Source organism: Flavobacterium sp. 245 (assembly GCF_004362055.1).
Taxonomy (GTDB): domain Bacteria; phylum Bacteroidota; class Bacteroidia; order Flavobacteriales; family Flavobacteriaceae; genus Flavobacterium.
Genome location: NZ_SNXB01000001.1, coordinates 450,270 through 470,355 on the forward strand (window position 1 = coordinate 450,270; position 20,086 = coordinate 470,355).

Consider the following 20,086-nt stretch of genomic DNA (forward strand, 5'->3'; position numbering starts at 1 on the left):
GTAAAGCAATTTTTAAAATTAGATTTGCAAAAAACTAAATAACATGAATTTTCAATCCCAAAAAATGCCGCTTCAAATTCGTTTGGGCAAAAAATTAGCGCTTTTACTTTTTGTATGTTTGAATTCCTTATGGATTCAGGCGCAGGAAATAACTTCGCCAGACAAAAACCTTTCTTTAAAATTTGAATTAAAAGAAGGCGGTGTTCCTTCTTATCAATTAACATACAAACAAAAACCGGTCATAAAACCAAGTTCTTTAGGTTTAGAACTTCAAAATATGGCCTCGTTTATGGATGGTTTTACGGTTACAAATACAGCACAATCTTCCGTTGATGAAAATTGGAATCCAGTTTTAGGAGAAGAAAAAACGATTCGTAATCATTATAACGAATTGGTTGTCACTTTAGCGCAAGCTAAAAACAACAACCGATTTATCCGAATCCGTTTTCGTTTATTCAACGACGGATTAGGATTTCGATATGAATTTCCGAAACAAAATGATCTGAGTTATTTTGTTATTAAAGAAGAACGTTCTGAATTTAATTTGGCTGGAAATCATAAAATTTTCTGGATTCCGGGAGATTATGATACGAATGAATACGCGTACACCACCTCTAAAATTTCAGAAATTCCTTCGTTGATGAAAAAAGCGACTATCGAAATTAATTCGCAGTGGCCAATAAAAGAACTTGCTGTTCAAACGCCATCTATGATGAAATCTGATGATGGTTTATACATCAACATTCACGAAGCTGGATTAATCAATTATCCGGCAATGTATCTTGAAGTTGATGCCGTGAACAACAAAATGCGCAGTCATTTAGCGCCAGACGCAGTGGGTGCAAAAGGCTATATGCAGACGGATGCACAATCGCCTTGGAGAACTATTGTCGTTAGTGATAAAGCGACTGATATTTTGGCTTCAAAATTAATCTTGAACCTCAACGAACCGACAAGTTATAAAGATGTTTCTTGGATTAAACCGGTAAAATTCATCGGAATTTGGTGGGAATATTTTGTTGCGGGAAGAAGCACTTGGGCTTTTGGAAAAGAAAATAATGTAAAATTAACTGATGATTTCTCTAAGTTAACGCCCAACGGGAAACACGGAGCTACAACAGAAAGGGCAAAAGAATATATTGACTTTGCTTCTAAAAATGGTTTCGATGCAATCTTAATCGAAGGCTGGAACATTGGTTGGGAAGACTGGATTGGAAACTGGAAAGAAGAAGTTTTTGATTACGTAACCGCTTATCCCGATTTTGATGTTAAAGCAGTTCATGAATATGCGGCTTCAAAAGGTGTAAAAATTATCATGCATCATGAAACTTCAGGATCTGCAACTAATTATGAAAGACGTTTAGACCGTGCTTTTCAGTTTATGAACGACAACGGCTATGACGCTGTAAAAACAGGATATGTAGGTAAAATTATTCCGCGTGGTGAACATCACGACGGGCAATGGATGGTGAATCATTACATTAACGTAGCAAAACGTGCCGCCGATTATAAAATTATGATTGACAGTCACGAAGCGGTTCGACCAACAGGTTTAAATAGAACTTTTCCAAACTGGATTGCTCAGGAATCTGCGCGTGGAACCGAGTTTGAATCTATGGGAGGTTTAGCACCGGATCATACTACTATTTTGCCTTTTACACGTTTAATGGGAGGCCCAATGGATTATACTCCGGGGATTTTCCAAACCGATCTTTCGTATTACGGAACCGGAAGTACACAGCGCGTAAATACAACTTTGGTAAAACAATTGGCTTATTATGTAACCATGTACAGTCCGTTGCAAATGGCAGCTGATATTCCTGGAAATTACGAGCGTTTTCCAGATGCTTTTCAGTTCATAAAAGATGTGGCTGTCGATTGGGACAACAGTTATATTTTAGAAGCTGAACCAGGAGATTACATTACAATTGCCCGTAAAGCAAAAGGCAAAAACGAATGGTTTATTGGCGGTATTACGGATGAAAATGCAAGAACAGCCAACATTTCATTTGATTATTTGCCAGCAGGAAAAAACTTCATCGCAACAATTTATGCTGATGCTAAAGATGCTAATTGGAATCAAAATCCGCAGAAATATACGGTTACCAAAGTTATTGTAAACTCAAAAAGCAAATTGAAACAATACTTGGCTCCAGGCGGAGGTGTTGCCATCAGCGTTAAGGAAGGAAATGCTTCTGAGCTGAAAGGATTGAAAAAGTTATAAAAACTTGGTTAATTAGGTAGTAAGTAAAAATGGCGCATGAAATTTTCGTGCGCCATTTTTTGTTTTTTTATTTTTACTCCTCAAACAATTCCATCAACTCCAGCGCTCGTTTTATCGACTTCACATTTTCAAAAGTCAATAACAAACGTAATCCGTTTACGGTTTGTTTTTCTTTCATTTTGCAGATTGAACTTTGCTTTTGAACAAAATTCAAGACATTTCTAAACTTAACCGATTGGTAATAATCCGACTGTTGATCTGAAACGAAATAACCAATCATTTTGCCTTGCTTCAAGACTAATTTCTCGATTCCAACTTTTGTCGCAATCCATTTTATTCTGATGCTGTTTAATAGAGAAACCGCTTGTTTTGGCAACGGACCAAAACGGTCAATTAGCTTTCTTTCGAATTCCTGTAATCCGGCTTCGTCTTTTATCGCGCCTAATTCGTTATATAAAACCAAACGTTCTGAAACGTTATTGATATATTCATCTGGGAATAAAAGTTCGAAATCGGCATCGATTTGAATGTCTTTTACATATTCTTTAGTATCGATATCATTTTCTTCAGGATATAAATCTTTGAACTCGTTTTCTTTCAATTCTTCAATCGCTTCGTTCATGATTTTTTGGTACGTATCAAAACCAATTTCGTTGATGAAACCGCTTTGTTCGCCTCCCAATAAATCTCCGGCACCTCGAATTTCAAGATCTTTCATCGCAATATTGAAACCGCTTCCTAATTCGCTGAATTGCTCCAAAGCTTGAATACGTTTTCTCGCATCTTCAGTCATTGATGAATACGGAGGACAAATGAAATAACAAAATGCTTTTTTGTTGCTACGTCCTACTCGACCACGCATTTGGTGCAGATCTGATAATCCAAAATTATTAGCATTATTGATGAAAATCGTGTTGGCATTTGGAACATCTAAACCACTTTCAATAATTGTGGTTGCAACCAAAACATCAAAATCTCCGTTCATGAAACCTAACATCAATTCTTCGAGTTTGGCTCCTTCCATTTGTCCGTGGCCAATTCCGACTCTTGCATTTGGTACCAAACGCTGAATCATTCCGGCAACTTCTTTTATATTTTCGATTCGGTTATTGATGAAGAAAACCTGTCCGTTTCTTTGAATTTCATACGAAATCGCATCACGGATAATTTCTTCATTAAAACCAACGACATTGGTTTCAATTGGATATCTGTTTGGCGGAGGCGTTGTAATTACAGATAAGTCACGCGCGGCCATCAATGAAAACTGAAGCGTTCTCGGAATTGGCGTTGCAGTTAATGTCAAGGTATCAACATTTGCTGCAATGGTTTTTAATTTATCTTTTACGTTAACGCCAAACTTTTGTTCTTCATCAACAATCAATAAACCTAAATCTTTAAAAACTACATTTTTATTTACTAATTGATGCGTTCCAATTACGATGTCTAGTTTTCCGTCGGCTAAATCTTTTAAAGTCTGCGTTTTTTGTTTGGCGGTTCTAAATCGGTTTAAGTAACCAATTGAAACCGGCATATCTTTCAAACGCTCTGAAAAAGTTCTAAAATGCTGATAAGCCAAAATAGTTGTCGGTACTAAAACCGCAACTTGTTTGCTATTATCAACAGCTTTAAAAGCGGCACGAATGGCAACTTCGGTTTTACCGAAACCAACGTCGCCACAAACCAAACGATCCATTGGGCGATCGCTTTCCATGTCGGCTTTTACTTCTGCCGTTGATTTGGTTTGATCTGGCGTATCTTCATAAATAAACGAACTTTCTAATTCGTTTTGCAAATAACTATCAGGTGCAAATTGAAAACCTTTTTCTAAACGGCGTTTTGCATACAATTGAATCAAATTGAACGCAATATGTTTGACGCGCGCTTTAGTTTTTTGTTTTAAAACTTTCCAAGCGTTCGAGCCTAATTTATATATTTTTGGCGGCGTTCCATCTTTTCCGTTGTATTTCGAAATTTTATGAAGCGAGTGAATACTCACATATACAATATCGTTATCGGCATAAACTAGTTTTATAGCTTCCTGCGTTTTGCCTTCCACCTGAATTTTCTGCAGTCCGCCAAACTTTCCTATTCCGTGATCGATATGCGTTACATAATCGCCTACAGAAAGTGCAGTTAATTCTTTTAAAGTGATATTCTGCTTTTTTGAATATCCGTTTTTGATGTTGAATTTATGATAACGTTCAAAAATCTGATGATCAGTATAAGCAGTAATCTGATTTTCTTCGTCAATAAATCCTTGATATAAAGGCAGTACAATAGTATTATATTGCTTTCTGATATTCTCTGAATTGGCTTCGTCTAAACTTTCAAAAATATCATGAAAACGTTTTGCCTGCGTTTCATTCGAACAAAATAAATAATTTATATATCCGTTAAAATGATTTTCGCTCAGATTATTCAGCAACAAATCAAATTGTTTGTTGAAAGATGGCTGAGGCTGAATATGAAATTCGAATTTTTTAGTGGTTTTAAAAATTGGCCTTGAAGCCAACTCTACAATCGAAAAATCTAAAGCGCGTTTGATAAACGAACTCTGGCTTAGGAATAATTGTTCCGGCGTGGCGTGTTTTATTTCTTTCGAAAGTTTCTCAAAAGCTTCTTCTGCTCTTGCAAATTGTTTATCTAACTGACTAAAAAGTCCGTCGGTATTTTGAATGAAAATGACTGTTTTTTCAGCAATATAATCTAAGAAACTCTCACGGTTTTCCTGAAAAAGTTTGTTTTCAACATTCGGGATAATCGTGATTTTTTTATGTGTTTCGACAGACAATTGCGTTTCAACATCAAAAGTTCTAATGCTGTCTACTTCATTTCCAAAAAACTCAATTCGATAAGGATGATCATTTGAAAAAGAAAAAACATCCACAATTCCTCCACGAACCGAAAATTCCCCTGGTTCTGTAATAAAATCGACTCTTTTAAATTCGTATTCAAACAAAACTTCGTTGATAAAATCGATCGAAATTTTGTCGTTCAAAGCGACTTTTAAAGTGTTTTTATCTAGTTCTCTTCTCGTTACTACTTTTTCAAAAAGTGCTTCGGGATACGTAACAATTACGGCTGGTTTTTTACGGGAATTAATTCGGTTTAAAACTTCAGCACGAAGCAAAACATTCGCATTGTCAGTTTCGTCAATTTGATACGGACGGCGAAATGAAGCGGGATAAAATAAAACATCCTGCTCGCCAATCATTTGCTCTAAATCGTTCAAATAATAAGCCGCTTCTTCTTTATTGTCTAAAACAACTAAAAAAGGCAGTTCGGTTTTCTTGAAAACAGAGCGAATTATAAATGAAACCGCAGATCCAAGCAACCCGTGAAGGTTCATTTTTACTTGATTTCCTTCTAGCAGACTTGCCGCAATCTGCTGTGCTTTTGGCAAATTGTCGTACGTTGTATATAAGGCGTTTTTACTCAACTTTTGGTGCGTTTTGATCTATTTTTTGTATTGGAACCTGAGGTGAATTCGAATTCGGAATCGCACGCGTCGTATCTAACATTTTCAAGAAATCTTCTTCTCCCTGTTCTTTTGGAATTTTGCTTTTCTCAACAATTTTATCCATTTGTCTTTCAAGCGAAATAATTTCTTTATTGATTTCACCAATTAATAAAGTCACTTTATCATCTGGAACAGTGCTCAAATTGATAAATAATTCCATCATTTTGATTTTGGTAATCAAAATCGAAATTCGGCTTTTAATGGCGGGCTGATTAAATTCTGCCGGAATATTATTGTTCAATGCCAATGCTTTTTTTGAAATCGCTTTTGACTTTTTTTGAAATGCTCCAATTGTTCTTCTTGGTTTGTCGCCAATTTCTTTTAAGAATTCGCGCCATTCTGTCCATGTACCAGCATTTTTTTCTGCAACTTCATTTATGGGTTCATCAATAAAAATCCAAGATTTATTAATATTATTAAAGATTTTCTCATTCTTTTTAGCCACTTTTTCATTCTCTGCACGGCGTTTTTCATTTTCATTTTGACATGAATGCAGTACAAAAATCAAAAGCAGAAAGAGAGCTATTTTATATTTCATTTGATAAAACATTAAGCCACAAAGTTACAAAGTAAATTTACAATTACGAAGGCCTTTTTTTTTGAGGTTCTGAGATGCTGAGCCACTAAGGTTCTAAGTTTTTTGGACCGAAGTTATTGATGTGGAGTTGAGCGATCTCGAGGCTTAGGGAGAAGTTATTTTCTTGACACTGTTAAAGCAATCTATAGCATAATTTTGAAGACACAAAGGCACACCCTTGTAAAAGAGAATAATCCAACAAACAAACTTTTTCATTATTGAATTTATAATTTATGATTCTAAAAAGCATAAGTAATTGCGAAAACGTTATATTTGTCTCTCTAAAATCATCGAAAAATGAATCCGAAAATATTGATTATTGGTGCCTGTGGACAAATTGGAACAGAGCTGACGCAAAAGCTGCGTAAATTATATGGAACAGATAATGTAATCGCTTCTGATATCCGAAAACTAAATACTGATGTTGTTAATTCAGGACCTTTTGAAGTGGTCAATGCTTTAGATTTTAACCAAATCGAACATTTGGTAGAAGTACATCAAATTACCGATGTTTATTTGATGGCAGCACTTTTGTCTGCAACAGCTGAAAAAAATCCGGCTTTTGCATGGGATTTAAATATGAATTCTCTTTTTCACGTTTTAAATTTGGCAAAAGCAAAAAAAATAAAAAAAGTCTTCTGGCCTTCAAGTATTGCTGTTTTTGGGCCAACAACTCCAAAAGAAAATACGCCTCAATATACTGTAATGGAACCTTCAACAGTTTACGGAATCAGTAAACAGGCTGGCGAAAGATGGTGCGAATATTACCATAATATTTATGGTGTTGATGTTCGCAGTATTCGTTATCCAGGTTTAATAAGCTGGTCAACTCCTCCGGGCGGTGGAACAACAGATTACGCTGTTGATATTTTCTATAAGGCTATTGCCGATAAAAAATACGAATGCTTTTTATCATCTGAAACCAAAATGCCAATGATGTATATGGATGATGCCATTGATGCAACAATCAATATCATGAAAGCTCCGGCTGAAGAAATTAAAATACATTCTTCATACAATTTAGCGGCGATGAGTTTTACGCCAACTGAAATTGCTGCGGAAATCAAAAAACATATTCCAGATTTTGAAATTACTTACAATCCAGATTTCCGCCAGAAAATTGCGGACAGCTGGCCAGCAAGTATTGACGACAGTTCTGCTAGAGAAGACTGGAACTGGAAACATACTTTTGATCTTGAAACTATGACAAAAGACATGATTGAACATTTGAGTTAAGTTTCAATTATTCTAAAATAAAAAACTCCCGTTTATTAATTTAAACGGGAGTTTCTTTTTATTCTTTTTTGAGAAAGAATTATTCTATATTTTTTTATTATGACTATGCATAAAATGTGTATGTATCAAAGTTTTTAATTCTTTTATATTCCGTAATATCTCTTTTAAATATTTCTTCTTAAATCTTTTCTTTTCAGTAATCTCTCCTTTACTAATTTCAACTTCCGTTTGAACTAAAAAATCAACATTAATTTTATAAAAACTAGCTAGTTTTTTTAAATTTTTATATGTTGGAAAAAACCTATCACTTTCCCATTTTCCATAAATTGTTTGGGAAACCTCTAAAATCAAAGAAATTTCCTTTTGAGATATATTTTTACTTTCTCTTAATTTTCTAAGCTTAGTGCCAAAAGTCATTTTTTTAAGCAATATACTACAAATAAACTTAGGTTTAGCATTTAAAAACTTTATTTTGAAGGAATTTTCTTAAATTTATAATTGATTTGCATTATTCTTAAAGAACTTAGAGCTCAAGTCTTCTTTATCTTTTATCAAAATTTTTAATAACTCTTTAAATTAAGTAAAATGAAAAAAGTTTATTTACTAGTAATGATTTGCATAGCATTTATTTCATGCAGTAAAGATGATACAGCAGAAAACATCCAATTAACAAATAAAAAAATTGAAACTTTTGACTTTCTCACAAATGAAAAAATGGAGGAAAAAATAGATGAAATTTCATTAATCAAAGAAAAAATGGAAGAAACTCTGGCTAAGAAATATACAAATAAAAATTTCAGATCAAATAACACTGAAAATTTAGTTTTAAATGAATTAAACAAATATCATAAAGAAAGACTAAACAATATTTACACTCTTAGAAAAAATTTAAATTTTATTAGTATTCAAAGTATTGCTGACGAAATTAATTCGTTGAAATTATTAAACCCAACGATGGCAGAAGGATTATTGAAAAAGCATGAAAAGTATCTATTACAGGATAAATTTGGAACGACAACTGTGTTTGAAAATAGAATTGCAAATGTAGTAAACGAAAAAGGAGAGGTCGCAATTAATGGAAAAATAGCCGATTTAAACATTTCCGATTCAAAAAAAACAACTGGAAGATATGTTTATGATGAAGGGGTGAAAACCGACCGAGCTACGAGATCAGAAGATATGTATTTTGTAATTCTTTATTCAACAGGAAGAGAAAAACATAAAGATACTTTTGGAAAAGTGTTTTTCAGGTATTTTACTGAATTTCAAGCTTATTACACAGATCCTGTAGCTGGAACTATCCTATGTCCAACTACTTTTACTATGTCGAATAATTCAATTGCAGGTTTTTCACAAAGTGGAAGCAATCCTTTTGCAGATTTTGCTTTTACTGTTCCATACCCATCGGGAACTGGTAGCATAATTAGAAATACAAGTGGTCAAATTTGGACAGCTTATCAAACTGAAGGTGGATATATAAAAGGAACTTTCACTGGTGCTGGTTATACATTAAATTGCGATTTTAAATATACCAAATAGATTAAAAAAGCCATTACTAAACAAATTAAGTAATGGCTTTTCAATTTAAATTCCTTTCTTTGCTAAAATAAGAAAATTCTTTCAAATGCGTTTTTATACACTATTTCTCTTTTTTTTATGTGGTTTTGTATATTCCCAACCACAAAATATCTTAAAAAAAGACTCTTTTAATTCTCAAACTCTTGATCCACTTCGTCCGGCAAAAGCAGGTTTCTATTCTGCGGTCTTACCTGGACTTGGCCAAGTCTATAATAAAAAATATTGGAAAGTTCCATTAGTTTATGGAGCAATTGGTACAAGCATGTATTTCTATATTGATAACAAAAAGCAATACAATATTTACAGAGATGAATATAAAAACAGACTTGCCGGAAATAAAAGCAATTCAGAATATTTGTCGAGATTAAGTGAATCTCAACTTATGTCAGCACAAAAACAATTTAGGCGAAATAGTGATTTGTCTTTATTATGTGCTGTTGGGTTTTATGCTTTAAATATTATTGATGCAAATGTTGATGCTTCTTTATCACAATTCAATGTAAACAATCAATTAGCATTTAAACCTCTTATTATTAAAGACAAAACTTTAAAAAATGATTTAATAATTAGTTGTATTTATACATTTTAAAATAAAAAACTCCCGTTTATTAATTTAAACGGGAGTTTCTTTTTATGTTATTTTTGAAATTATTTCACTTCAAAAACATTGTTTGCAGGTTTCACATCAGCCATTAATCCGCTTGGATCGATAGTGATTTTTTTGATTGCTGCTTTGTTTTTATCAATTGAAAAACTATAGTTTGACTGTGCCCAAGCCCAATCTTCTAGAACTGTTCTTTTTTCGTTTGGATTTGGATTCGGTTTGATGAAATTCATCATTCTTAATGGAATGTAGAATGTTTCAGAAGTTCCGTCAGTATAATTTACTTTCAAATCAATTGGCATTGGCATTCTTCCAATTCTTTCTAAAGTAACTGTCGTTTTTCCAGCATTATCCGCAACGTCTTTAATTCCGTAATCAATTGTGTTTGCTGTTTGTGCCCAGTCGATTAAATACCAATCTAATTCAGCGCCGGAAACTCTTTCTGCACTTCTTTTGATATCATTTGGCGTTGGATGTTTGAATTTAAAATCATTGAAATATCTTTTTAAAGTTGCATCAACATTTTCTTTTCCAATTACATATTCTAACTGCGAAAGGAAAATACTTCCTTTTACATATGATGAAACACTGTACGGTTTATTTTCGTCATAACGGTCTCCGTGCGTTGTTTGTGGCTGTTCTTTTCCAGAATTCACTAAACTATAATAAGCAGTATAATTTCCTTTAAACGGATTTGCTTCTTTTTTATCGCCTTTTAATTCATTCAAAGCACTGTCTTCAATGTAAGTTGTAAAACCTTCGTCCATCCAAGGATGCTTAGATTCGTTTGAAGCCAAAATATGCTGGAACCAAGAATGCCCTAATTCGTGCGTAGCAGTTCCTAAAATTCCTTCAAGTGTTCCGCTTCCCAGCATCAAAGTACACATTGCGTACTCCATTCCGCCATCGCCACCTTGAATAAATGAGTATTGTTTATACGGATATTGTCCTACTCTGTGGTTGTAATACTCCATAACTTTTACCATTAAAGGCTCAAGCTGTTTCCAGTTTCCAGTTGTTTTTTCGTCATTTTTGTAGAAGAAATGCAAATCAACATCATTTGGTCCTTTTACAATATCATGCGTGTATGCTTTATCAGCTGCCCATGTAAAATCGTGAACATTTGGCGCAATAAAATGCCAAGTCAATGTTTTTGCTTTTTTTGGATAAACAACTGTTACACCAGCATCTTCATAGCCGTGTCCAATTGAATTTTTATCTTGTAAATACCCAGAACCTCCAAGCGTATAGTCTTTATCGATAGTAATTTTTACATCAAAATCTCCCCATACACCGTGAAATTCTCTTGCGATATAAGGATCTGCATGCCATCCTTCAAAATCAAATTCGGCTAATTTTGGATACCATTGTGACATTGAAAGCTCCACTCCCTCTTTATTATTTCGTCCAGAACGACGAATCTGCACGGGTACCTGACCTTCAAAATCTAATGTAAAAGTAGTTTTAGAATTTGGCAGCATTGGCTTTGCTAAAGTAACCTCTAAAATCGTTGACGAAAGTCTCGTTTGAGCCACAACGCCGTCTTGTTTAAAATTAGTCACTTTTAAGAAACCAATTTCATTTGGTTTTAAAGTTTCAATTCGGCTTTGTTTAATTTCTTTTCCATCAGCATCTTTAATTTTATTCACCATTCTTGCATCTGGGTCTTTTATAGAATGCAGACGAGCATCCATTTCACTTCCCGGCTGAAAAGCATTTGGATATAAATGATAGAAAACTTTTTTTAGAGTATCGGGTGAATTATTAGTGTAAACTAATTCTTGTTTCCCTTTGTAGAGATAATTTTTCACATCCATCGATACTTCCATTTTATAATCGACATGTTGCTGCCAATAAGGAGCGCTTTGTGCAAAAGCTGAGTTTAAGCCCAAACTCAGAAAGGATAATAGTATTATTTTTCGCATGGTTATTTTAATAAAAATGGAAGGGCTGCCGCCCTTCCACCGGATTAGTGTATTTTATTTGATTATTTTTTAGACATTTTTTCGGCCATAAGTAAAGCATTATAAGCATTTACCATTTTTGCTGTTCTTGAAGATTCTGCTGAAGAAACTGCCGAAGGTTTTTGAATTGAATTTTCACTTTCCCCTAAAACTACTTTTGAAGGAAGCGCCACTCCAGAATCCATTAAAATTTGCTTCACCTGAGCTGCTTTTAGTTTTGGATAGTAAGAACGAATTAATGCTGCTACTCCAGCAACATTTGGAGCCGCCATTGAAGTTCCCTGTAAATATTTATATTTATTGTTAGGAACGGTTGCATAAATTTCTTCACCTGGAGCAAAAACATCTACGTTTATTTTTCCAAAATTTGAGAATCCTGCCACCACATTTTCACCATATTCTTTGTTGATTGCTCCAATTGTAATCACATTATTTGTAAATTCTTTTAGATTGTCTTTAGAGTCATTTGGGTAATTAATGTTTTTAGTTTCGTCAATATTATATCCGTCATTACCTGCTGCATGAACAATTAAAACATCTTTTTTTGCAGCATATGTTAGTGCCTCATATACCCATTCTTTATGTGGTGAAAAGCTTTTTCCAAAACTTCCGTTGATTACTTTTGCGCCGTTGTCAACTGCGTAACGAATTGCCAGCGCGATGTCTTTATCATACTCATCTCCATCAGGAACTGCTCTTACCGTTAAGATTTCAACGTTATTTGCTACACCGTCTCCTCCTAAATTATTCCCTCTTACTTGCGCAATAATTCCGGCAACGTGAGTTCCGTGCAATGCTTTTTCTTTATCTGGACCAAAAACAACATTATTTCCGTAATGGTTATTTTTGATGTCATCAGGATTGTCGCCTACGACTTTTCTTCCGTCGTAGTCTTTGTTTAAATTATAATCTATTTCGTCGTAAACCTGTTCTCTATATTCTTCAAAATCAGCTTCAGGATCAAAAGTCGGACCTGCATTTGTAAAAATTTGCGTCATGACCATTTTAGATCTTGCTACTTTTGGATCTGTAGAAGTTAAAGTGCTTAAATCCTCAATTTTATATGTTTTTTTATTAAGCTCTTTTTTGATTGTATTATGAACATCTAATAAAAAATCAACTTGCTCCTTATTTTTTAAAGCCTCTTCATATTTCTCATTATATTGTTTTAAAGCTTCTTTATACTGCGCTGATCCATCGTCGCTTTTTTTAACAATACGTGTCAATTCAAGATTTTCATGAACGGCATTACCAAGAAAATTCCATCCGTGAACATCGTCAATGAATCCGTTTTTATCATCGTCGATTCCGTTTCCAGGAATTTCTTTTGGATTTGTCCAGATTTTTCCCTGCAAATCTTCATGCTCAATATCAATCCCAGAATCTACAATCCCTACAATTACCTTTTGACCCGTTTTGCCTTGCAATAATTCGGCGTAAGCCCTATCAACACTCATTCCTGGAATCGAATCTTTTACTAAATCAAGATGGCTCCATCTTTTTAGTTCGTTTTCAGTAACTGGTGCCTTTTTAACAACTGCCAAAGGTGCTTTGATAAATTCTTTAGAAGCAGCAGATTGTGCCTGTAAAGTTGTTCCGCAACCTGCCAAAACCAATAAAGCAAAAGCAGATAATTTAATAGGTTTAGTATAAATCATGTAATCTTAATTTAATGTCAAAGTTAAATATGGGCCTAAATTAGGACTTTTTGTTACAAAAAACTAACGATTAACACTGTGTTATGATTATTTAAATTTACTTTAAGGAAACCAAAAGCTAACAAAAGAAGCTTTGTATCAAATACTTAAAAATATTCTTATAAAAAACAATCACTGTAGGTTATTGGTAAATTTTCAAAGAATTAGAAAAATAATGCGGCTTTACGCTTTTCCGTAAGGAAACTAGACTTAAAACAGGTATTATTGCGCGACCTTATTTCTAAAATTATTCTATGAAAACAAAACTACTCTTGTTGCTTTTATTGGCAAATTTTTCCATTTATGCTCAGACCAACTTGGTCGCGAATGGAAACTTTGAAACCTGGACTTCGTCATCACAACCAGAGCATTGGTACCGTTACATCAGTGGATTCGCTTCGCAAAGCTCCGTTGCACAAAATGGTACTTACAGCATCAATATGATGGTTGCCAGTGGAACATTAAATTATATTAATACCGAATATTTTCCGGTAATAGCTGGTAAAACTTACCGAGTTACTTTATATCACAAATTGGTTAAAGGAACTTTTTCTTCTATTGATTTCAGTATATATCATAAACCTGGAACTTTTAAAGAAGAAATAATCAAAAAATCAGATGCCACTTTTTCTACTACAGAATGGAGAAAAATTGAATTTGATTATACTCCAACTGTTTCTGAAAATATTGAAGTAGACATCTTGACAACAGGTTCTCTTAATTCTGAGATATTAGTAGACAATGTTTCTATGGTTGATGTTAATGAGGTTCCACTACAATATACAATGATTCCGGATAAAGAATTTGAACTATACCTAATTTCAAAAGGTTATGATAAAGATGGTGTTAACGGAAAAGTGCTTACAAGTGGAATATCAGGAATCAAAACTCTTGATATTTCGTATTCTACAACAACTATTTCAAATTTAACCGGAATTGAAGGTTTTACTTCACTTGAAAACCTGACTTTTAGAGGCAATAATGGTAAACTTACAGCTTTAGATCTTTCAAAAAATTTAATGCTGAAAACTGTCGATGTCAGTTCAAATCAATTGACGGCGTTAGATGTATCTAATAATCTTGCACTTGAAAGCTTAAACTTCAATAGTAATAAGTTAACTGCTATAGATGTTTCAAAAAATACTAAACTGAAAACTTTGAAATTTGAAACAAACCAGGTTACATCTATTTCTGTTTCAAACAACAAAGAACTCGTTGAGTTTGTCCCTTACAATAACAAACTTACAAGTTTAGATCTTTCACAAAATCCTTTGCTTACCGATTTAAATTGTGCTTATAATCAAATTACTTCGATCGATATCACTAATAATGTTTTATTGAAAAATTTAAATGTTCAAGGCAATAAACTTACTGAGTTGAATATTTCTAAAAACACAGCATTAGAAACATTAAACACTGCAAATAACACATTAGTTGCCCTAGATATAAGCACACAGCCAAATTTAAAAACACTTCAATGTTATAGTAATAAAATAAAAAGCTTAAATACTGACAACAATACCTTATTAACTAATATTCAATGTTATTATAATGAGTTAACAGAATTAAATATTTCTAAAAATAAGGAACTTGCAATGTTAAACTGTCTTTCAAACAAAATATCGACATTAGATGTTACGCAAAACACAAAACTTTGGAGATTAGAAATACATTATAATTCTTTAACAAAAATTGACGTTTCTAAAAATGCGTTGCTTGAAGAACTAACGATCGATGGCAATAGTATATCAGAATTAGACTTAACTAATAATCCTAAATTAAAGTCATTAGTTGCAAGACAAAACCTTATAAAAACGCTTGACCTTTCTAAAAATACAGCGTTAAATATGCTATATTTTGAAGACTCTAAAATTGAAAGTCTTGACTTATCAAAAAACACAAAACTTACCTATGCAAGTCTGGCATCTAACAAAATGCTTTATGATCTTAATTTAAAAAATGGAAACAACACTGCTTTAACTTTAGGTGTAAAAAACAATCTAAGTTTAACTTGCATTTTAGTTGACAACAAAATCAATGCTGACAGCAAATGGAGCACTGCTAAAGACAGCTGGGCCAAATTCTCTGAAGACTGCAGACCATACACTCAAATTCCTGATCCAAATTTTGAAGCCAAACTGATTGCTTTAAATATTGACATTGATGGCGTTAATGGTCAGGTTTTAACTTCTAGTATTGCACAAATCAAAACGCTTGACGTTTCTAACAGCTCTATTACAAATTTAAGCGGAATTGAAAGTTTTGCGAGCTTGGAAACATTAAACTGCAAAGACAATCAATTGTTGTTCTTAGACTTATCTAAAAATGCATTGTTAACTTCTGTAAATGCATCAAATAACAAACTTGTAAGTTTAGATTTGAAAAACGGAAAAAACACTTTATTAAACAAAAGCACTTCCTCATTTTTAAACAATCCAAGTTTAAAATGTATTCAGGTCGATGATGAAAATTTTTCTGCAACTAATTGGTCTGCTTTAAAAGATGCATCAGCAAATTACAATACGCTCTGTAATGCTTTTACTGCAATTCCAGATAGTAATTTTGAAGCTAAATTAATTGCATTAGGTATTGACATCGATGGCAAAAACGGAAAAGTTTTAACATCAAGTATTGCTGCAGTTACTACTTTGAATGTATCTTCAAGCAATATCTCAAACTTAACAGGTATTGAAGGATTTACTGGTTTAAAAGAATTAGATTTTTCTTCAAATAATTTGAAAGCTGTCGATTTAACAAAAAACGTTGCTTTGACTTCAGCAAATGCTAAATCAAATCAGTTATTAAATTTAGATCTTTCAAAGAATACCGCTCTATTAAAAATTGATGCTTCGTCAAACAATTTATTCAGCATAAATTTAAAGAATGGAAACAATAAAAACATGCAGAATATGGCTGCTGGCAATTTCAAAAGCAATACTAATTTAACCTGTATTCAAATTGACGATAAAGCTTTTGCAGATGCTAATTGGGCTGCAGCAAAAGAAACAGCGGCATCTTATGATGTAACTTGCGATTCTAAAGTTTTCACACTTATTCCAGATGTTAAGTTCGAAGCTAAGCTGATTGCACTTGGTATTGATAAAGATGGTGTTAATGGAGTTGTTTTGACTTCTAGTATTTCTTCTGTTAAAGAATTAAATCTTTCTGAAAGCATAAACGTTCAAACAGATGCAATCTATGACCTAACCGGAATACAAGATTTTAAAGCACTTGAAAAATTATATGTTGCAAATAATCGTTTAAGCGAATTAGACCTTTCAAAAAATACTGCGCTTTATGACATTAGCTGTGGCAACAACCGTCTTAGTAAAATTGATGTTTCTAAAAATGTTTTGCTAAGCAATTTTGACTTTAGAGGCAATCAATTAACAGAGATTAATCTTTCTCAAAATACAGAGCTGACGGATTTATTTTGTCAAGAGAACCAACTAACAACATTGGATCTTTCAAAAAACACAAAATTAAGATATCTGTATGCTATTGATAATAAACTGACAACTTTAAATCTAACTAAAAATCCAAATGTTTATTATTTAAACTGTGCCAACAACCAGTTAACAAGCTTAGATTTATCAAACAACAAAAGCCTGCAATATGTATTTTGTGCAAATAATCAACTGAAAACTTTAGATTTGTCACAAGCCGCTATATTGTCACAATTAGGGTGCGATAATAATTTATTGACAACCATCGATGTTTCTAAAAATTCTCGTTTAGGGTATTTTTCATGCAGCAAAAATCAATTGACTTCGTTAGAGTTATCAAATAACACTGATTTATATTCTGTGTATTGTCAGGAAAATAAATTAACCTCTTTGAATGTTTCAAAAAACAAAAAATTAAATGCAGTCAATTGTAGCTCAAACAATTTAAACACTTTAAATGTTAAAAATGGTAACAATGCAAATTTCACCAGTTTATATGATTTAAATTATTTCAGCTTTAAAAACAATCCTAATTTGACTTGTATTCAAGTTGATGATGCAACTTATGCAGATACAAAGTGGGCAAGCAAAAAAGATGCTTTAGCTTCGTATAACACAAACTGTGGCATTTCTCTTGTATTGCCAAACGACAATTTTGCTGTTGAAACAAAAGGCGAATCTTGCTCAGGCGAAAATAATGGAGAAATAAGCATTACGGCAAAAGGTACCTATGCCTACGAAGCAACGATCAGCGGAAAAAAATACACTTTTACAAACAACAGTCTAAAAGTTACAGGCTTAACTCCTGGAACTTATACTATTTCGATCGTGATTCCGGACGAGAATTTTGAACAAAATTATACACTTACAATTGCAAAAGGCGGAACCGTAGCAGGAAAATCGACTGTAACATCTAAAAAAGTTGATGTTGAAATCACCGAAGGAACTGCACCTTATACTGTATTTGTTGATGGTGAAGCACAATTTCAAACTACTGATGCTAACTTTAGTTTAGAGTTGGATAAAGCAGGTTTAATTGAAGTTGCAACTTCAAAAGCCTGCGAAGGTATTTTTGCTAAAAAAGTTTCTTCTTCAGAATTAGGAACTATTCTGTCTGCATATCCAAACCCAACTTCGGGAGCTATAGAAATTGAAATCCCAAGTACAAAATCTGAAGTTGTAATTGAATTATACAACTTTGGAGGGCAAGTGGTTTCTCATGGAAAGTATAATATTGAAAACGGAAGAGCAAACTTAAATCTTGAAAATCTTCCTTCAGGAATTTATGCTGCCAAAATTTATCTTGAAACTCCGGAATACGTAAAAATTATAAAAAAATAAAAATGAAAAATTTCATATATCTATCAATAATCAGTGTTTTATTTATTTCTTGCGGAGGAGGTTCAGATGATCCAGAACCAGCACCTACAGTAAACGTGGCGCCAAGTGTGCCCGTACTAACTTCCCCAGCAGATAATAAATTATGCTTAGACAATACGGTTTCTTTTGCGTGGAATAAATCTACTGATGAAAACAAGGATGCAATAACCTATCAAATTCAAGTTGCAAAAGATAATGCTTTCACTCAAATAGAGAAAACTTTTGACGGTGCAGACAACGCAGCTTCTTTTGTATTAAGCAAAAATATTGCCTATTACTGGAGAATAAAAGCAACGGACGCTAAAGGTCTAGCTAGCACTTATTCATCTGTTTTTAAATTTTACACTGCTGGAGAAGCGGTTGTAAATCATCTACCATTTGCTCCAGAATTGGTTGCTCCAGTTTTAAATGCAGCTTTAAATGCAGGAACTGTTTCTTTAAAATGGACAGCTTCTGATGTTGATACTGCAGATGCTTTAACTTATGATGTTTACTTTGGAACAGCAAATCCTCCAACAGCGAAAATTGCTGAAAACAAATCAGAAAAGACACTTGATGCCACAATTGAATCTGGTAAACAATACTTCTGGAAAATTGTTGTAAAAGACAATAAAGGAGGAGAAACTGTTGGCCAGGTTTGGAAATTTAAAACCAACTAAAAAACAAAACCAACCAATCAACCTTAAAAATCCCATTTTCGACAAACTGAAAATGGGATTTTTTTTTAATCCTGCTTTACATTGCGTTTTTATTTCTAACTTTAATACTAAAAGCTGACTATCAAAGAAATAAATCCAATATGAAGAAAATCATTCTTTTATTTTTTCTTTTATTTTTCTTCAAAACCAGTGCCCAGACTTCTGATACATTAGTCCTAAAAAACAATGACATTCTTGTTGGCAAAATAAAAATGATGAATAAAGGTGTCGTACAGATTGAAACCGACTATAGCAAAGACGATTTTAAACTGGAATGGAAACATGTAAAAAATATAGGCTCAGAAAGAATTCATATTATAAGCCTAACTAACGGTGTTTTGCTGAATGGCAAGATTTCAAAAATAAAAGCTCCCAATAAATGCGAGATTACAAATATCGAAACACAGACCAAATCGATAGTTGACTTAACTGATATTGTGTATATAAAACCAGTTGCTGAAAGTTTCTGGGACAGGCTCGATGCTAGTTTTGATGTGGGAATAAAATTGACTAAAGCGCAAAACTTACAGCAATTAACTGTAAATGTAAATTTAGGATACACTGCAAAACGCTGGTACGGAACAGCTATGTACAAACAAATTCAGTCGGTACAAGATGAAAGCGAACCCATTCGCAGGATCGATACAGAATTAAGCTATGTCTATTTACTGCCAAAGGATTATTTTGTACCATTATCTGTTACCACTTTATCTAATACCGAACAGGATATTGAACTGCGTATCATTTCAAAAGCAGGATACGGAAAATACCTTATGCATAGCAATAAAAAATATTGGGGCGTTGCCTCAGGATTGTCATTTAACCACGAACGCTTTACAGAAACCCCCGAAGCTAATAAAAGTTTGGAGCTCTTTGTAGGAACGGATTTTAATTTATACGACATTGGCGATTTCAGCATACAGACAAAAGCTAATATTTTTCCGAGTATTACCGAAAGCAAAAGGGTTCGTACCGATTTTTCTTTAGATACAAAATACGATTTGCCTTTAGACTTTTTCATCAAGCTGTCGTTTGTTTACAATTATGACAACAAGCCAAAACCTGGAGCTTCAAAAGATGATTATGTTTTCCAGACTACCTTTGGCTGGAAATTAGATTAAAAATTTCAGAATAAAAAAAGGGCTGTCAAAAATGACAGCCC

Annotated in this window: 12 protein-coding genes; 7 read left to right on the forward strand and 5 right to left on the reverse strand. The window is 33.3% G+C overall.

The window, feature by feature from the left end; translation table 11 throughout:
• Positions 1-43 precede the first annotated feature (43 nt).
• On the forward strand, positions 44-2,224 hold the full coding sequence (locus EV145_RS01890; protein ID WP_243739189.1) for a glycoside hydrolase family 97 protein: 2,181 nt from the start codon (positions 44-46) through the stop codon (positions 2,222-2,224).
• A 73-nt stretch (positions 2,225-2,297) separates the two neighbouring features.
• Here EV145_RS01890 and mfd read toward each other — a convergent pair whose 3' ends face one another.
• Positions 2,298-5,663, reverse strand: coding sequence for a transcription-repair coupling factor (mfd, locus tag EV145_RS01895; protein ID WP_133523542.1), 3,366 nt, complete (start codon positions 5,661-5,663; stop codon positions 2,298-2,300).
• Positions 5,656-6,282: a hypothetical protein gene (locus EV145_RS01900; protein ID WP_133523543.1), complete on the reverse strand. Its 627-nt coding sequence runs from the start codon at positions 6,280-6,282 to the stop codon at positions 5,656-5,658. The genes mfd and EV145_RS01900 overlap by 8 nt, the downstream gene beginning before the upstream one ends.
• Positions 6,283-6,618: 336 nt before the next feature.
• Between EV145_RS01900 and EV145_RS01905 the strand changes: the two genes are divergently transcribed.
• Positions 6,619-7,557, forward strand: a complete 939-nt coding sequence (locus tag EV145_RS01905) for an L-threonine 3-dehydrogenase (protein ID WP_133523544.1) — start codon at positions 6,619-6,621, stop codon at positions 7,555-7,557.
• A gap of 84 nt (positions 7,558-7,641) precedes the next feature.
• Here EV145_RS01905 and EV145_RS01910 read toward each other — a convergent pair whose 3' ends face one another.
• On the reverse strand, positions 7,642-7,974 hold the full coding sequence (locus tag EV145_RS01910) for a helix-turn-helix domain-containing protein (protein ID WP_133523545.1): 333 nt from the start codon (positions 7,972-7,974) through the stop codon (positions 7,642-7,644).
• Between the two features lie 168 nt (positions 7,975-8,142).
• Between EV145_RS01910 and EV145_RS01915 the strand changes: the two genes are divergently transcribed.
• On the forward strand, positions 8,143-9,096 hold the full coding sequence (locus EV145_RS01915) for a hypothetical protein (RefSeq protein ID WP_133523546.1): 954 nt from the start codon (positions 8,143-8,145) through the stop codon (positions 9,094-9,096).
• A gap of 85 nt (positions 9,097-9,181) precedes the next feature.
• The gene (locus tag EV145_RS01920) at positions 9,182-9,724 is read left to right on the forward strand and encodes a DUF5683 domain-containing protein (protein ID WP_133523547.1); all 543 of its coding nucleotides are present in this window, start codon (positions 9,182-9,184) and stop codon (positions 9,722-9,724) included.
• 59 nt (positions 9,725-9,783) lie between these two features.
• On the opposite strand, the gene EV145_RS01925 is transcribed toward EV145_RS01920, so the two are convergent.
• Together EV145_RS01925 and EV145_RS01930 are read right to left on the reverse strand one after the other, a co-directional pair.
• A complete protein-coding gene (locus EV145_RS01925; RefSeq protein WP_133523548.1) occupies positions 9,784-11,664 on the reverse strand; it encodes a M1 family metallopeptidase in 1,881 nt (626 codons plus the stop codon).
• Positions 11,665-11,726: 62 nt separating this feature from the next.
• Positions 11,727-13,361 (reverse strand): S8 family peptidase, encoded by a 1,635-nt coding sequence (locus EV145_RS01930; protein ID WP_133523549.1) that lies wholly within the window; start codon positions 13,359-13,361, stop codon positions 11,727-11,729.
• A gap of 293 nt (positions 13,362-13,654) precedes the next feature.
• On the opposite strand from EV145_RS01930, the gene EV145_RS01935 reads away from it, so the two are divergent.
• From EV145_RS01935 to EV145_RS01945, 3 genes are all read left to right on the forward strand, one after another.
• Positions 13,655-18,187 carry a T9SS type A sorting domain-containing protein gene (locus EV145_RS01935; RefSeq protein WP_133523550.1) on the forward strand — a complete coding sequence of 1,511 codons (4,533 nt, stop codon included), beginning with the start codon at positions 13,655-13,657 and terminating at the stop codon, positions 18,185-18,187.
• A gap of 2 nt (positions 18,188-18,189) precedes the next feature.
• Positions 18,190-18,885 (forward strand): hypothetical protein, encoded by a 696-nt coding sequence (locus tag EV145_RS01940; protein ID WP_133523551.1) that lies wholly within the window; start codon positions 18,190-18,192, stop codon positions 18,883-18,885.
• A gap of 140 nt (positions 18,886-19,025) precedes the next feature.
• Entirely contained in the window at positions 19,026-20,045 is a 1,020-nt protein-coding gene (locus EV145_RS01945; RefSeq protein WP_133523552.1) for a DUF481 domain-containing protein, read from the forward strand.
• Positions 20,046-20,086: the final 41 nt, after the last annotated feature.

What these genes read in the sequence shown, in the direction of transcription:
- EV145_RS01945 (WP_133523552.1), top strand. Translation starts at nt 19,026, where the DNA reads ATGAAGAAAATCATTCTTTTATTTTTTCTTTTATTTTTCTTCAAAACC.
- EV145_RS01910 (WP_133523545.1), bottom strand. Translation starts at nt 7,974, where the DNA reads ATGACTTTTGGCACTAAGCTTAGAAAATTAAGAGAAAGTAAAAATATA.
- EV145_RS01920 (WP_133523547.1), top strand. Translation starts at nt 9,182, where the DNA reads ATGCGTTTTTATACACTATTTCTCTTTTTTTTATGTGGTTTTGTATAT.
- EV145_RS01900 (WP_133523543.1), bottom strand. Translation starts at nt 6,282, where the DNA reads ATGAAATATAAAATAGCTCTCTTTCTGCTTTTGATTTTTGTACTGCAT.
- EV145_RS01915 (WP_133523546.1), top strand. Translation starts at nt 8,143, where the DNA reads ATGAAAAAAGTTTATTTACTAGTAATGATTTGCATAGCATTTATTTCA.
- EV145_RS01930 (WP_133523549.1), bottom strand. Translation starts at nt 13,361, where the DNA reads ATGATTTATACTAAACCTATTAAATTATCTGCTTTTGCTTTATTGGTT.
- EV145_RS01925 (WP_133523548.1), bottom strand. Translation starts at nt 11,664, where the DNA reads ATGCGAAAAATAATACTATTATCCTTTCTGAGTTTGGGCTTAAACTCA.
- EV145_RS01940 (WP_133523551.1), top strand. Translation starts at nt 18,190, where the DNA reads ATGAAAAATTTCATATATCTATCAATAATCAGTGTTTTATTTATTTCT.
- EV145_RS01905 (WP_133523544.1), top strand. Translation starts at nt 6,619, where the DNA reads ATGAATCCGAAAATATTGATTATTGGTGCCTGTGGACAAATTGGAACA.
- EV145_RS01935 (WP_133523550.1), top strand. Translation starts at nt 13,655, where the DNA reads ATGAAAACAAAACTACTCTTGTTGCTTTTATTGGCAAATTTTTCCATT.
- EV145_RS01890 (WP_243739189.1), top strand. Translation starts at nt 44, where the DNA reads ATGAATTTTCAATCCCAAAAAATGCCGCTTCAAATTCGTTTGGGCAAA.